16 protein-coding genes are annotated in these 12,984 nt (G+C 56.5%); 5 read left to right on the top strand and 11 right to left on the bottom strand.

The window, feature by feature from the left end; translation table 11 throughout:
* The first annotated feature begins 293 nt into the window (after nucleotides 1-293).
* Both DW003_RS07485 and DW003_RS07480 read left to right on the top strand, forming a co-directional pair.
* Complete coding sequence (locus tag DW003_RS07485; protein ID WP_118388359.1) at nucleotides 294-803, top strand: hypothetical protein; 510 nt, start codon at nucleotides 294-296, stop codon at nucleotides 801-803.
* Nucleotides 804-817: 14 nt separating this feature from the next.
* Nucleotides 818-1,183 (top strand): hypothetical protein, encoded by a 366-nt coding sequence (locus tag DW003_RS07480; protein ID WP_117736085.1) that lies wholly within the window; start codon nucleotides 818-820, stop codon nucleotides 1,181-1,183.
* A 133-nt stretch (nucleotides 1,184-1,316) separates the two neighbouring features.
* On the opposite strand, the gene DW003_RS07475 is transcribed toward DW003_RS07480, so the two are convergent.
* The 3 genes from DW003_RS07475 to DW003_RS07460 all read right to left on the bottom strand — a co-directional run bounded on the left by DW003_RS07475 (nucleotide 1,317) and on the right by DW003_RS07460 (nucleotide 3,864).
* A complete protein-coding gene (locus tag DW003_RS07475) occupies nucleotides 1,317-1,790 on the bottom strand; it encodes a YhcH/YjgK/YiaL family protein (RefSeq protein WP_117716293.1) in 474 nt (157 codons plus the stop codon).
* A 197-nt stretch (nucleotides 1,791-1,987) separates the two neighbouring features.
* Nucleotides 1,988-2,923 carry a hexose kinase gene (locus tag DW003_RS07465; protein WP_118388357.1) on the bottom strand — a complete coding sequence of 312 codons (936 nt, stop codon included), beginning with the start codon at nucleotides 2,921-2,923 and terminating at the stop codon, nucleotides 1,988-1,990.
* 59 nt (nucleotides 2,924-2,982) lie between these two features.
* Nucleotides 2,983-3,864 (bottom strand): aldose 1-epimerase family protein, encoded by an 882-nt coding sequence (locus DW003_RS07460; protein ID WP_118388355.1) that lies wholly within the window; start codon nucleotides 3,862-3,864, stop codon nucleotides 2,983-2,985.
* A 156-nt stretch (nucleotides 3,865-4,020) separates the two neighbouring features.
* Here DW003_RS07460 and DW003_RS07455 point away from each other — a divergent pair, with 156 nt between their 5' ends.
* Nucleotides 4,021-4,605 carry a flavodoxin domain-containing protein gene (locus DW003_RS07455; protein ID WP_233503118.1) on the top strand — a complete coding sequence of 195 codons (585 nt, stop codon included), beginning with the start codon at nucleotides 4,021-4,023 and terminating at the stop codon, nucleotides 4,603-4,605.
* 75 nt (nucleotides 4,606-4,680) lie between these two features.
* On the opposite strand, the gene nagA is transcribed toward DW003_RS07455, so the two are convergent.
* The 8 genes from nagA to DW003_RS07415 form a co-directional block, all read right to left on the bottom strand.
* Nucleotides 4,681-5,850, bottom strand: coding sequence for an N-acetylglucosamine-6-phosphate deacetylase (gene nagA / locus DW003_RS07450; RefSeq protein ID WP_117635803.1), 1,170 nt, complete (start codon nucleotides 5,848-5,850; stop codon nucleotides 4,681-4,683).
* 117 nt (nucleotides 5,851-5,967) lie between these two features.
* Nucleotides 5,968-7,134, bottom strand: a complete 1,167-nt coding sequence (locus tag DW003_RS07445; RefSeq protein WP_118388353.1) for an SIS domain-containing protein — start codon at nucleotides 7,132-7,134, stop codon at nucleotides 5,968-5,970.
* Between the two features lie 114 nt (nucleotides 7,135-7,248).
* On the bottom strand, nucleotides 7,249-7,980 hold the full coding sequence (locus DW003_RS07440) for a GntR family transcriptional regulator (protein ID WP_117806791.1): 732 nt from the start codon (nucleotides 7,978-7,980) through the stop codon (nucleotides 7,249-7,251).
* Between the two features lie 185 nt (nucleotides 7,981-8,165).
* On the bottom strand, nucleotides 8,166-9,248 hold the full coding sequence (locus tag DW003_RS07435; RefSeq protein WP_118388351.1) for a PTS system mannose/fructose/sorbose family transporter subunit IID: 1,083 nt from the start codon (nucleotides 9,246-9,248) through the stop codon (nucleotides 8,166-8,168).
* Nucleotides 9,238-10,038, bottom strand: coding sequence for a PTS sugar transporter subunit IIC (locus DW003_RS07430; RefSeq protein ID WP_089572403.1), 801 nt, complete (start codon nucleotides 10,036-10,038; stop codon nucleotides 9,238-9,240). The genes DW003_RS07435 and DW003_RS07430 overlap by 11 nt, the downstream gene beginning before the upstream one ends.
* Before the next feature lie 90 nt (nucleotides 10,039-10,128).
* A complete protein-coding gene (gene agaV / locus DW003_RS07425) occupies nucleotides 10,129-10,611 on the bottom strand; it encodes a PTS N-acetylgalactosamine transporter subunit IIB (RefSeq protein ID WP_089572404.1) in 483 nt (160 codons plus the stop codon).
* Between the two features lie 36 nt (nucleotides 10,612-10,647).
* Entirely contained in the window at nucleotides 10,648-10,929 is a 282-nt protein-coding gene (yajC, locus tag DW003_RS07420) for a preprotein translocase subunit YajC (protein ID WP_089572405.1), read from the bottom strand.
* Nucleotides 10,929-11,372, bottom strand: a complete 444-nt coding sequence (locus DW003_RS07415) for a PTS fructose transporter subunit IIA (protein ID WP_055310428.1) — start codon at nucleotides 11,370-11,372, stop codon at nucleotides 10,929-10,931. Before DW003_RS07415 ends, yajC begins: the two co-directional genes overlap by 1 nt.
* A gap of 702 nt (nucleotides 11,373-12,074) precedes the next feature.
* Between DW003_RS07415 and DW003_RS07410 the strand changes: the two genes are divergently transcribed.
* Together DW003_RS07410 and DW003_RS07405 are read left to right on the top strand one after the other, a co-directional pair.
* Nucleotides 12,075-12,713, top strand: a complete 639-nt coding sequence (locus tag DW003_RS07410) for a DUF2975 domain-containing protein (RefSeq protein ID WP_158573199.1) — start codon at nucleotides 12,075-12,077, stop codon at nucleotides 12,711-12,713.
* Nucleotides 12,714-12,746: 33 nt separating this feature from the next.
* Nucleotides 12,747-12,962: a helix-turn-helix transcriptional regulator gene (locus DW003_RS07405; RefSeq protein ID WP_254179377.1), complete on the top strand. Its 216-nt coding sequence runs from the start codon at nucleotides 12,747-12,749 to the stop codon at nucleotides 12,960-12,962.
* Nucleotides 12,963-12,984 lie beyond the last annotated feature (22 nt).

Genomic DNA, 12,984 nt, shown 5'->3' with positions numbered 1-12,984 from the left:
AGCTGGCCGCTGCGCGGCCAGCAGACTAAAGTCTTGAAAAACAAGATAGCCGCCTTCGGGCGGCTTTTTTGTTGCCGATTTTGAGTGCGTGCGCGCCAATCCAAGCATCGCCACGTCAACAGCGGCCCACTCGGTGGACTTCGGGTTTAATGCTTAGGGGCGGGGATTTACCAAAGTGAAATTTTAATGAAAAGAAACCCAGCTGCAACAATTGCCATGGTGAGGGCTCGAATTGGCCATATAGATCTAAAATAGTCACAATATACAAATGTCGAGAGGCATTGGGGATATAGATGAAAAGAACTAAGGGTTTTCTTTTGTTGGTATTGATGCTGCTCGGACTGTTCTGCCTGAGTGGCCCTTCTTGGGCCGAGGCTGTCTGTCCTGAAGGTGAGCCTCAGCAGTCTTATACGGGCAACCTGCTGATAACTGCTAAGGAGGGCGATGCCGACTCTCAGTCTGGGGTAAATCCCCTTGCCACTTTTGAGGGGGACGGCGGAACGGTCGAGCTTGACCATATTGGTAGCGGGATTTTGAGGTGGCAAGTTCTTCCGGACAAAATTGCGAACGATCCCTTCTCTTTTGCTGGAACGATATATCTATACAAGGTTGTGAGCGGAAAACAAAAATACGTCGATTGCTATCCGACAAACGGGTCTGGAATTGCATTCACCGGCATTTCGGGGCAGATTGATACACATGTACGAAAGGGAACCTATGTGGTGCGTTGGGTTGGAGCTGCTGCAGGCCCGATATGGATTGCGGTCTTGCGCCCCGATGTCCAAATAGGTTTCTCTCTCTAGACGGGAAGTTGCTCATGGACGCCATATATGACGGGGATGACTGGGTCGATCATTATACTTGGCGCCTGGTCGGCTCGAACGACAATGGGGATGTGGTGTTTGATGGACTATGTCCAAAGCATCTCCATCCTTTTGTCTCGTCGTTAATTGAGAGTTCCGCTCGTGTTGCCCCCTACAGCTCGGCATCGCTTCATGATACGGACGTTTTGAAGACCATAAGGGAGTCAATTGACGAGGGCACGATGAGCGGCCCGCTGTTTTCTCGGCTTGTGGGGCTAGATGAGATTGGCTCGAAACGACTGCTTGCGGGCGAAAAAGTGGAACTCACTTATCGGTCGATGATTTCAATCCTGCGGCTAGCCGATGTTCTTCGCAAATAAATGAGGCTTCCCTATTCAAAAACCGAAACCCCGCCAAGCGTGATTCCCCCAGGGAAACACGCTTGGCGGGGTCCTAGCGTGATTTCCCTGGGGAAATCACGCCATCAGACGCGCAACTCAGCCGAGCAGCGCGCTACTCCTCCCAGTAAGCATCTGCAAGAAGCTTAAAACAGATCTTCTTGACCGGCTGCGCGCCATCGCCCGGGAACTCGAGCGTGGGCATGTGAGGCTCGCCGGCAACGAACAGCGCAAACTTGTCGTCGGCAAGATCGCCGGCGATCGAAGCGTCGGAATCGACCAGATCGTAGTCGTCCTTCTCGTCAAACTCCTGAACCAGCGTCAGGCTGCCCGTGGCGACCTTAAAGGCCTCGCGACCCTCGACGTCGATCTGCAGGTCGTGATAGCGCTGATGCGTCTCATAGTGAGCCTCGGCCTCGGGACGCGTCGTGGGAGCCATGACGTTCGCATAGACCTTGTCGCCCAGAATCGGATGGCTGCCGACCTCGAGCTCTGCCGGGTCGTTCTCCTCGAGCCAGTCGATCAGCACGTCGAGGCCCTTGAGCATTCCGCGGTACTCCTCGATATCGCCCAATGCACCGTAAATCATCTAAATCCCCTCTCGGATCGCTTCTTTGGCGGCTAATCGGCAAACGCGTTACCGATGCTGTTGCCACCCACATACGCCTCGACCAGGGTAAGGTCGGGATTGAACACGACAAACTCGGCGTCGCGCCCCAGCATAATGCTACCGCACTTGTCGTCGACATGAGCTAGCAAGCAATGCCGGGGCCGACGCCCAGGCTTTTACAGCTCGGTCACGACAACGCCGTTGTAGACCTCGTCCCAACGGTCCATAACCAAGTGGCCGGTCATGGGATCCATGGCATTGAGCTTGCCGCAGGTGTTGGCGGTACGCAGCACCGTCTCGTCGTCCGCGCCAGCAGCAATGGCATGCGCGAAGCCAGCGATAGTGGAGTCACCAGAGCCCGTAGCGTTAACGGCAGGGATATCGGGCGTCTTTGCGCGGAACGCACGGCCATTGTGGAAGCCAACGGAGCCGGCAGCGCCCATGGACACGACGACCCAGGGGATATCGGAGAAGCGGGCATCAGAGGCGAGCGCGGCGCGGAGCTCGTCCACATCGTCGGTAGTAAAGCTCGTACCCAAAAGGCCGTTGATCTCGGTCAGGTTAGGCTTGACCAGCTCGGGCTTAATTTCGGACTTAAGGGCGGCCTCGAGCGAAGCGCCCGAGGTATCGAGCAACACCTTGGCACCGGCGTTCTCGGCAATGCCCGTGATCTTGGCATAGTAGTCTGCCTCGACACCGCGGGGCAGCGAACCCGAGATGGTAACGACAGCGGCCTTGCTCGCAAGCTCGGCGAACTTGGCGGTAAAGGCATCGAGCTCCTCGGGGGCAATCGTCGGGCCGCTCTCGAGTAGCTCGGTCTGGTTGCCGGCGTGGAGGATGTTAAGGCAAATGCGAGTCTCGCCCTTGATGGGTACAAAATCATTCTTAATGCCGTTGGCATCCATGAGCTCGGCCATGTAGGCGCCCATGTGGCCGCCGAGTAGACCGGTTGCCACAACGTCGTCGCCCAGCTGACCCAGTACACGGGCCACGTTGAGACCCTTGCCGCCGGCGGTCTTTTCGGGCGTCACACGGTTAACGTCGTCGATAATGAGCTCATCGAGCTGATAGCGTGTATCGACGGACGGGTTCATCGTAACGGTGAGGATCATTTTTAGCTCCTTATCTCGCAGGCTCCTTGTGCCTCGCGATACGAGTCGACAAAACGGAATTACAGAATCTCAATCGTGAACGAGCGAACGACGGTCTCCTTGGGCTTGGCGACAAGGCAGCCACGCTTATGCTCAAGCACGTCGTCCTCATCGGAGCAGGTCGAAAGGCCGCCCCAGGGCTCAACTGCCACAAAATCGCCCTCGGGCTTACTCCACACGATGAGGTACGGAAAGCCCTCGAAGCTCAGGCGAACGCCCTTGTCCTCGCCCTTTTTGGAAAGCGTGACCTGACGACTCTCGAGTACGTCAAAGATGGTCTCCGCAAAATCGAAGAGCTCGTGCGACAGGGGCAACGTCTTCCCCACCATGGGGTTCTTGGAGCGGTTTGCCACATCAATCAAGCCAGTCGAAGGAACGGCGGTGCAGAGCTCCGCAGCCTCGTCCTTCTCAAAGCGCAGCTCGTAGTCCGTATAGGCCTCGCCCTCGTCGAGCGGGCACCTAAAGCCGGGGTGTCCACCGATAAAGAACGGCATGTCCTCGGTGCCCTCGTTGGTCACCTCATAGGAGACGCGCACGGCAGCGTCCTCGAGCGTATAGCGGGCGACGAGCTTAAACGGATACGGATAATCGCTCAGCAGCGCGGCGTTATCCTCCGAAGCCAGGCACATAGCCAACTCGTTCTCGCCTTGGCTCAGCAGCTTCCACTCCTGCTTGCGCGCAAAGCCGTGGCGAGCGAGCTTTACATGATGCCCGGCAAACGTCATGGCGCTACCATCACGCAGGCCTCCGCAAATCGGGAAGCAAATCGGTGCCTGGCCGGACCACACGGCGGGATCACCCTGCCACAGGTACTCGCGACCTCCAGCCTCAATCGAGGTAAACGAGCCGCCGGCCGTGGAGACCTTGATAGAAATCGAATCGTTGGAGAGAGCGTATTCCATTGTCCATCCTTTCGAACAACTGCTTTTTGCTCGCAAGAACCCGTCTCGGCCCTGACCAAAGGACAAACCCGCACGTTCATCGATGCGTCCGGTATCCCAGCCATGCAACGGGGTACCATACAGACATTGATGCAATTACAGCTGAAAGGCCTTCTTATGCGAACCATCATCCTTTATGCCTCACGCCACCACGGCAATACGAAAAAGCTCGTGGACGCCATCGTCGAGGCGCACCCCGAAATCGATACCCTCGACGTCAAGGCGCTCGGCAAAAACGAGTATCCCAACCTGCACGAATATCATCTGATCGGTGTCGCCACGGGCATCTATTACTCCGAGATCGACAAGGACATGGCACGCGTGCTCACGAACGTGCTGCAGCCGCAGGACAAGGTGTTTGGCCTTATGACCTACGGTGGCAAAAACAAGTGGTACGGCAAGGATATCGATGGCATCTGCCGCATGAGGCAGGCCATCTTTATGGGCGTCTACGGCTGCCCCGGCTTTGATACGTGGGGGCCGTTCAAACTCACCGGCGGTGTCCAAAAGGGGCACCCGAACGCTGAGGAAATTAAGGGCGCCGTCGACTTCTTCGACAAGATCGAAGACGAGTATGGTGACATCATCGTCGAAGAGTATGCCAAGCGCGAGAAGCGTCTAGCCTACGAAAAGGAGCATCCTGCAGGAGGCCTGGTGGCCGGCGTTAAGCGCACGGCAAAGAAGATCGCTAACAAGCTGTAACTGTAAAGGTGCTTTTGAGCGTTTAACCCATACGGCGGGTCCGAGCAGATTCGGGCCCGCCGTCTTTTTCTATCGTTATTCGGTAAAGGCGTTACCGACGCTCTGACCGCCAACATACGTCTCGACGAGGGTGAGCTCGTGGTCGAACACGACAAAGTCGGCGTCGCGACCCGGCATGATGCTGCCGCACTTATCCTCGATGTGCGCGGAGCGTGCCGGCACCTCGGTTGCCATGCGAATGGCGATATCGGCGCTGGCGATGCCCCAGTCGACGATGTTCTTGACACCCTGGGCAAGCGTGAGCACCGAGCCGGCAATGCTCTTGCCGTCGGCGAGCCAGCACAGGTTGTCCTTCATGATGACGTCCATGCCGCCACTGGTGTAGCTGCCCTCGGGCATGCCGCCGCAGCCCAGGCAGTCGGTGATGAGTACCGTGTGCTGCCAGCCCTTTGCCTGCAGCAGCGCCTTGATGGCGGCAGGGTTTACGTGCTTGCCGTCACAGATGATCTCAGCGTAGGTCTCGGGCGTGGACATGGCAGCACCCACGACACCGGGCTCACGGTGATGCAGCCCGCGCTGGCCGTTATAGGTATGCGTAAAGCAGCTGGCACCGGCGTTGATGGCGGCGATGCACTCATCGTAGGTGGCGTCGGAGTGACCGATGCTGGTCACGACACCCTTCGCGTTGAGGGCGGCAGCATAGGTGGCAGCGCCATCGCGCTCAGCGGCCATAGCGCTCTTGACGATACGTCCGCCAGCAGCCTCCTGCCACTGGTCGAAGACCTCCTCGGAGGGATCGATCAGGTAAGCGGGGTTCTGCGCACCCACGTGCTTCATGGTAAAGAAGGGGCCCTCCAGGTAGATGCCCTGAATGCGAGCGCCGCAGAAGTCGGGGCCGCGACCCTCGTCCGCCTGGGCGATAGCGGCGCAGGCGTCCTTGATCTGCTCAACGCCATCGGTGAACGTCGTGGGCAGCCAGCTGGTGGTACCGCGACGGGCAAGCTCGGTCGAGCTGATATCGATGCCTTCGGGATCGTTATCGGTAGTTGAGTGGTTATAGAAGCCATGAATGTGGGTGTCGACCATGCCCGGTGCGATCCACGATCCAGTGTAGTCCTTAATCTCGCAAGAGGGCTCGTCGGCCTGCCAGGCGCCAAAGACGCCATCCTCGACCATAAGATAGCCGCCCAGTTGCGGGCCTGCCGGCAAGAAGAACTTGTCAGCCTTAATTGCGTACGTGCTCATATGCACTCCTTGCTTCTAAAGCAGTTGACTGTGGTGATGCTTATACCCATCTCAGGTAAAACAAAAAGCGCCCGCCCGCCGTTATGAGCGGACGGGCGCCCTTACAGGGGGACGCGATTAAGCGGTGAAGGGGTGAATCGTCACGCCCTTAACCACGCGGTTGACCGTGCCGGTGGGGCTCGGCGTATCGGGCGTGTTGCCCACGCGCACGGAGTTGAGCAGGCTGATAGCCTGGGCAAACATCACGAACGGCAGAGCAAGGTAGCCCTCGGGAAGCGCCTCGTAGCCCTTAAAGGTGAAGGACTCACCCTCATAGACGGTGGCACCTTCCTGCTGAACGGCGACGGTGTGCTGAGCGATCTTGTCGCCACCGATCTCGTTGAGGATGTCGATGTCGTACTGACGGGTGTAGGCGTCGTTGTTGACGAACACGAAGACGAGCGTCTTATCGTCGACGAAGGACTTAGGTCCGTGACGATAGCCCATGGAGGTGTCGTAGGAAGTAGCGACCAGACCGTGAGCGAGCTCGAGGATCTTGAGCTGGCCCTCCTGGGCAAGGCCACCGAAGGAGCCAGAACCCAAGTAGGTCACGCGGTTGAAGTCGCCAGCGAGGTAATCGGCAACCTCGGACTCGCGAGCGATAACCTCCTCGCCCATCTTGGCGATGGTCTCGACCCACTCGGCCTTCTGCTCGTCAGAGGCAGTGTCGAAAATAAGGGTGGAGAGCAGGGTCATGCAGGTGTAGGAACCGGTCATGGCGAAGCCCTTGTCGTTGGCGCGCGGGATGAGCAGCGTCAGCGCATTGGGATCATCGGCGGACTCGACGGCAAGCTTGCCCTCGGGAGCGCAGGTAATGTTGAGGAACTTGACGTTGTGGACGAGCTCCTTGGCGACGGCAACGGCGGCAAGGCTCTCGGGGCTGTTGCCAGAGCGGGCAAAGGAAACCACGAGCGTGGGATCCTCGGCGCGCAGGAAGTCGCGCGGAGCGCTCACGATGTCGGTCGTGGCGATGGGCTTAAAGTCGTAGAGATCAGTGTTGCCAGCGTGACGCAGGTACGGGGCGCAGGTATCGCCAACGTAGTCGGACGTACCGGCACCGGTGAAGACAACGGACAGACGGCCCTCGCCCATAGCGCGAGCCTCGGCCAGGAAGGCCTCGATGGCCTCCTTGTTCTCGCGATAGATGTTGAGCGTATCACGCCAAAGCTCGGGCTGCTGAGCAATCTCGGCCGTGGTGATCTGGGCGCCGAGCTCGGTGAGCTCCTCGACACTCTTCTCGAACATTTCTAATACCTCTCTCTAGAAGTAATCCTCTGACGTGCAATTATACACTTCGGTTGGTTATCTGGTAGTAACCAGTTAAATGCAAAGAATCACCATATGGAAACGATGCGGACACTAGTTGCTACGCTGGTGGTAAACCTTGTATTTAAACTGATCGGCACGAGCAACCGAGAGTGTATACTCCACAACCTCGTTTGACTCGTTATACGTGGTTCTGACCAAATCGAGCACAGGCGAACCCTCGACAATTCCCAAAAGGTGGGCATCGGTAGGACGGGCTATGCTCGCATAGAACTCCTCTTCGGCCACACGTATCTTTTGCTGAAAGTCTTGCTCAATCACATCGTAAAGCGGCTTACGCTCCAGCAGCGGTCGCTTTAGGGACAGAAATTGACGAACCGGTAGATAGCTGCGTTCGACCATCATGGGCATGTTGTCGGCAGAACGAAGGCGCTTGAGCTTAAAAATGCGATCACCGATACGCAATCCCATGTGCTCGGCCAAATTCTTATCGGCCTCCATCTCGCAAAACTCGAGAATCGTGGTCTCGGGGTCGCGACCCATCGCGCGCATCTGCTCGGTAAAGCTGTAGGACTGCATAAGATTGGTTGCCTTTGCCGAACGGTCGGTCACAAAGGTACCGCGACCGTGCTGCCGAACCACCAGCCCTAAACGCTCCAGTTCCTGCAGAGCCAGGCGTACCGTAGTGCGCGAGAGACCATAGCGCTCCGAAAGTTCGCGCTCGGAAGGAATCATGTCACCGGCGCGATATTCATGGTCAATCTTTTCGGTCAGAATATCGACCAGCTGATCGTACAGCGGTTGCTTACGCGCTCCGATCGCCATCCTATCCTCCCTTTTGATCGAATTCGGCTAACTACCTAAGGTGTTAAGCATTATCTGTCTGCCACACCCGAATCATCAAGAAAACAAAAGCCGCGCGCTCTTTCGAGCACGCGGCTTTTAACATACACATGGCTTAAGGGGTCGGGGTGTGAGCCGCGTAGGGACACACCCCTCAAGCTAGAGCCTTACCAGATGCTCGGCCAGAGACCAAGCGGGCCAGCGCCCAAGATGCCCAGAACGAAGAGCAGCAGAATACCCTTGGTCGGGGTCCAGCTGTGCTTAGCGAACATGTAGTAAAGCAGCAGCGTAAGCATAAGCGGGACGAGCTTCGGGACGATGGTGTTGAGGGTGTCGGCAACGGAGAAGTTGACCGGATCCTCGGTGACGGTGCCGTAGGTAACGGACTCCATGCCGTTGCCCAGATCGGTGACGCCGCACGTGACAGCGTTGCCGTCGGCATCGGAAGCGGTGAGGGCGTTGCCGTCCTCATCGGTCATGGCGATGGTACCGGCCTCAGCGGTCTCGGTATCGATGCCCTCCATACCGGTGAAGTTCTCGGCCTCCTTCTCGGAGACGATCACGGTAGTAGCGGAGAGGCCACGGGTGGTGCCGTTGGGGATCTGGAGGTTGATCTGGGTGCCACCCATGGTGACGACCAGGCAACCGACGACGAAGACGCCCATGATGGAAGCGGCACGCGTGAAGGCCTGCATATTGGCGGTCAGAGCGTCAATAGCGCTGGTGCCAAGCTTGTAGGACCAGTTCATGAGCCAGAAGCGCAGAGCGAACTGGACGACGTTGAAGATCACCAGGAAGATGATCGGCGCAGCGGCGTTGCCGTTGATGGCCATGTTGGAGGTGATGCCGGCCGTGATAGGCACGAGCGTCAGCCAGAACAGGGCGTCACCGATACCACCGAGCGGGCCCATTGCGGCGACGCGGACGGCGCGGATCGTGGGGATGTCAACCTTGTTCTGCTCGAGCGAAAGCACGATGCCCATAACAAAGGTGACGAGGAACGGGTGAGTGTTGAAGAACTCCAGGTTGTGGCTCATGGAAGCCGCGAGGTCGTTCTTGTTGGTGTGGATCTTCTCCAGACCGGGGATGATGGAGTAGAGCCAGCCAGCGGCCTGCATACGCTCGTAGTTGAACGAGGCCTGCAGGAAGCAGGAGCGCCAAGCCATCTTGTTGAGGGTCTTCTGGTCGAGCTGCGGAGCAGGAGTGAGATCCTCGTAGTGCTCCGGGATCACATACTCATTAGATGCCATCTTCGAAGTCACCTCCGTCAGAAACAGCTGCACCCTTCAGCTCGGTCTGCTGCTGGAAGTCCCAGAAAGCGATGCCGAAGCCGATGAGAGCGAGGATGAGCAGAGCAGGGGTTGCCAGAGAATCGTTGGCAACGGTGATGAGCGCGAGGCCAAAGCCCATGAGGAAGAAGCCCCACATATCGCGGTTCATCATAACCTTGAGCAGGACGGCGAAGCCGACGAAGCGCATCATGCCGCCTGCAGCGGAGAGACCGGTCTGCAGCCAAGTCGGGATGGCGGAAGCGATGGTCTGACCGATGGTGGCGCCAGCGATGAAGAACAGGGTGACGACGACGGCGAAGATCAGGCCGAGCAGAGCCATGGCGAAGTAGTTCAGACGCTCGATACCCTTGGTATCAGCGTTATGAGCCATGTTGTCCGCGGAGGACATGAGGGGCGACATAAGCGTGAAGACCAGGGTAACGCCGAGCTGACCAAGCAGAGCGAACGGAATGGCAAGGCCGACTGCCGCGTTGGGCTCGAGGCCCGTAGCGATAGCGAGAATGGCTGCCATGATGCCGCCGATGACGGCGTTAGGCGGCTGAGCGCCTCCGATCGGCATGTTGCCGATCGTCATGAGCTGATAAGTACCACCCACGAGAAGACCGGTGTTGAGGTCGCCAAGGATAAGACCGATGACGGCGCCGGTGACGATGGGCTGATAGAGAGACTCGAGGAAGTTGAACTGGTCGATTGCCGCGACGAACGTGACGATGAAGACCAGAGCGACCTGGATGATCGAGTATTCCATCTTGCTCCTCCTTTCAAAATGTATGTACGCACTTTGGATTTCACGTACAGAATGTCAGGGTTTCATTCCTGACAGCGTGGATCATGAGGATTACGAGAAGAGCTTGCTCGTGTCCTCAACAGGCGTGCTCGGAACGCGCCTGATCTCCAACTCCACCCCCAATTCCTGCAGCTCTTTAAACGCAGCGACATCCTCGTCGTTAACTGCGACGGAGGTGGCGACTTGGCGCTTTCCTTCCGACATGTGCATGTTGCCGATGTTTACCTTCTTTATAGGCACACCGCCCTTGACGAGCGTAAGCACGTCTTCCGGTGTTTCGGCCACGATGAAGATCTTCTGGCGCGGGCTCGCCTTGCCAATGACGTCGATGGTCTTCTGCAGGGAGAAGAAACGCGTAGCGACGCCGGCGGGAGCGGCCATCTTCATGAGGTTCTGGCGCATGGTGTTGGTCGACACATCGTCGTTGGCGACGAGGATGAGGTTGGAGCCCAGGGTGGAGTTCCACTGGGTAGCGACCTGACCATGGACCAGTCGGTTATCGATGCGGGTAAGAAGAATGTTGGGTTCTGCCATGTTGATCAGCTTCCTTTCGTTATTTGCTGACGACAGTTACTTGATCTCCTGAATCGCGTAACGCGAAACATCTACGACGGCACCGGATCGGACTTTGATCTGGACCTTTTCGCCTTCGATGCCCTTGACGGTTCCGTAGATACCGCCGGCGAAAAGAACCTCCTGACCCGGCTTGAGCTCGGTGTGCAGCTCCTTGAAGTACTTCTGCTTCTTCTTCATGTTGATTTGCGACCAGATGGTGTAAATCAAGCCCATGACGACAAGCAGGCCTAAAAGGGCAACCGAGGAGCTCAGGACGTTGGCTCCGAAATCGGCCATTAGATGCCGTCCTCGTCGCCGAAGATATCCTCTTCCTCGGAGCCGGCAACGGATGCGACCGTCTGGGCGGTGATGCCCGTCTGGCCAACGGTCACGGCCTGCTCGCCAAGCTCGGCGAGCGTGGCGTTACCGCGGAGGAACAGAAGCTCAATAACCATGGGAAGGTTGGTGCCAGTCAGAACCTCGACGTTGTCGACATCCTGGGCAATCATCATCGACTGATTGAACGGAGTACCACCGAGCAGGTCGGTAAAGACGAGCACGCCATCGCACTCCTCGCGCATGGCGGTAATAGCGGCGCGGAGATCCTCACCGTAGGAAGCAGCCTGGTCGCCCTCAAAAGGAACGACGGTAAAAGCGGGCTGGTCGCCGGCAACCATAGCGATAGCACTTGCAAGGCCGGGTGCGAACTGTCCATGACCGGTAAGAATAAAGCCAACCATTCAAATTTCCCTTCCGAAGGTGTGTACGATCTGAGTCCGATGATTTTCGGAAGCCAGCGGGCAATCGCCCTTAAAGCTTCTTGGAAAGCGTTCTTTGAGAACCAGTGGTCTCTCAACTGGTAGTAACCACGTGACGTGTTGTTGTCACTATATCACCACAGAAGAGGTTGCTTTCGTTGATTCATACAGTAAAACGTTTTTGCACCGTTCACGGTAAAAAATCGACCGTTTACCGCTCGTTAACACTTCTACCTGCGGTTTTGAAACCGTATCGAAATACTTTGACGAAAGATCGGAACCTTTTCTGTGTCTAAACAACGCAGGGTGGCTAAAAATGGCGTGTAGAAAAATTGCAGGTCATTGTGAAGATTTGTGAATTGGTCTTTTTGACTTAATACCAGTTAGAACCAGTTTCGATATTATCGGTGAACGGTAGTTTTCGACCGTTCACCGATTATTTGCAATCGTTTGCAGTTGTTTTCCCATATGAATCGGGGAAACCCGATGAAGCGTTTGTACGATCACTGGAAGTTTTGACATTTGTCCTCATCCCCCGCGCGTCAAACTCCGGCATTCAAAATGAGCCAATAGCTCACGTTAATCGTTTTCAATCATTACTTACTCAGTATCCGTAATTATTTATCGTTTATCGTTAATTCTGATATGATACAAATATCATCCAAAACGCCGATTGGAGGGGTTATGGTCCATCGAAACGCATCTATATCGAATGAAACCATCAGCCGCGAACAGACAATAGCCAAACTGAGGAAGCTCGCTCGTATCTGCAAATGGGCCACGATCTGCATTACCACCGCGCTCGCTCTGGGACTCCTCGCAGTCATTGCGATTGACCTTCTACTCATATTGCCTGGCCTCTCCCAAGGGTCGTGTCTCCAATCCGTAGAACTTCAAGCCGGCGAAGGGCCGTGCCTTGCTATCGTCGGTACCGATGCGCAGGCCCCACTTATGCTCGTTGCACACGATGGTCACACTGCCATAGGGAGCCTCTTGATGACATGTCTCGCGCTTACCATCGCGATAAGTGTGCGCAGGCTTTTCTTCAACATTGAAAAGGAAGGCAGGCCCTTTGACCTTGAATGCAACCAGACACTTCGTCGAGTAGGACATTTATTCCTTATCGGCGGCGTTGCCGTGAGGCTTCTTGGTGCCGTAATCACAGGAATGATACTCTCAGGATTTGGCGGCAGCTTTACGGATGCGTTCGTCGGCCAGCTATTCGAGCCCTCCATGCTCTTTGCAGGCCTGATTATTTGCCTGATTGCCAGCATCTTCCGCTACGGGTATATCCTGCAAAAACAAGATGACGAGTTGCTCTAGGGGGAATCCATGATTATTCTGCGGCTTGACCGCATGCTCGCCGAACGCAAGATCTCATCCAAAGAGCTTGCGGAACGCGTGGGCATCTCCCAGGTCAATATGTCACGCATTAAGACGGGCAAGGTTTCTGCCATACGTTTTTCAACTCTTGACGCGATATGCCGGGCACTCGACTGCCAACCGGGCGATGTACTGGAATATATATCCGACGATGAAGCCGATAGCCTTTTTGGACTTAAAGATGAATAGCCATAATTAAGCCGCCAATCAC

Origin of the sequence: Collinsella sp. AF36-3AT (assembly GCF_003475205.1) — a bacterium.
Classification (GTDB): domain Bacteria; phylum Actinomycetota; class Coriobacteriia; order Coriobacteriales; family Coriobacteriaceae; genus Collinsella; species Collinsella aerofaciens_AF.
The sequence above is the reverse complement of the archived record's forward strand: the minus strand, read 5'-3'. Positions and strand labels throughout refer to the sequence as shown.

What these genes read in the sequence shown, in the direction of transcription:
- DW003_RS07435 (WP_118388351.1), bottom strand. Translation starts at nt 9,248, where the DNA reads ATGGCATCTAATGAGTATGTGATCCCGGAGCACTACGAGGATCTCACT.
- nagA (WP_117635803.1), bottom strand. Translation starts at nt 5,850, where the DNA reads ATGAGCACGTACGCAATTAAGGCTGACAAGTTCTTCTTGCCGGCAGGC.
- DW003_RS07410 (WP_158573199.1), top strand. Translation starts at nt 12,075, where the DNA reads ATGGTCCATCGAAACGCATCTATATCGAATGAAACCATCAGCCGCGAA.
- DW003_RS07485 (WP_118388359.1), top strand. Translation starts at nt 294, where the DNA reads ATGAAAAGAACTAAGGGTTTTCTTTTGTTGGTATTGATGCTGCTCGGA.
- DW003_RS07440 (WP_117806791.1), bottom strand. Translation starts at nt 7,980, where the DNA reads ATGGCGATCGGAGCGCGTAAGCAACCGCTGTACGATCAGCTGGTCGAT.
- DW003_RS07475 (WP_117716293.1), bottom strand. Translation starts at nt 1,790, where the DNA reads ATGATTTACGGTGCATTGGGCGATATCGAGGAGTACCGCGGAATGCTC.
- DW003_RS07415 (WP_055310428.1), bottom strand. Translation starts at nt 11,372, where the DNA reads ATGGTTGGCTTTATTCTTACCGGTCATGGACAGTTCGCACCCGGCCTT.
- DW003_RS07430 (WP_089572403.1), bottom strand. Translation starts at nt 10,038, where the DNA reads ATGGAATACTCGATCATCCAGGTCGCTCTGGTCTTCATCGTCACGTTC.
- DW003_RS07445 (WP_118388353.1), bottom strand. Translation starts at nt 7,134, where the DNA reads ATGTTCGAGAAGAGTGTCGAGGAGCTCACCGAGCTCGGCGCCCAGATC.
- DW003_RS07465 (WP_118388357.1), bottom strand. Translation starts at nt 2,923, where the DNA reads ATGATCCTCACCGTTACGATGAACCCGTCCGTCGATACACGCTATCAG.
- DW003_RS07455 (WP_233503118.1), top strand. Translation starts at nt 4,021, where the DNA reads ATGCGAACCATCATCCTTTATGCCTCACGCCACCACGGCAATACGAAA.
- DW003_RS07480 (WP_117736085.1), top strand. Translation starts at nt 818, where the DNA reads ATGGACGCCATATATGACGGGGATGACTGGGTCGATCATTATACTTGG.
- DW003_RS07405 (WP_254179377.1), top strand. Translation starts at nt 12,747, where the DNA reads ATGCTCGCCGAACGCAAGATCTCATCCAAAGAGCTTGCGGAACGCGTG.
- yajC (WP_089572405.1), bottom strand. Translation starts at nt 10,929, where the DNA reads ATGGCCGATTTCGGAGCCAACGTCCTGAGCTCCTCGGTTGCCCTTTTA.
- agaV (WP_089572404.1), bottom strand. Translation starts at nt 10,611, where the DNA reads ATGGCAGAACCCAACATTCTTCTTACCCGCATCGATAACCGACTGGTC.
- DW003_RS07460 (WP_118388355.1), bottom strand. Translation starts at nt 3,864, where the DNA reads ATGGAATACGCTCTCTCCAACGATTCGATTTCTATCAAGGTCTCCACG.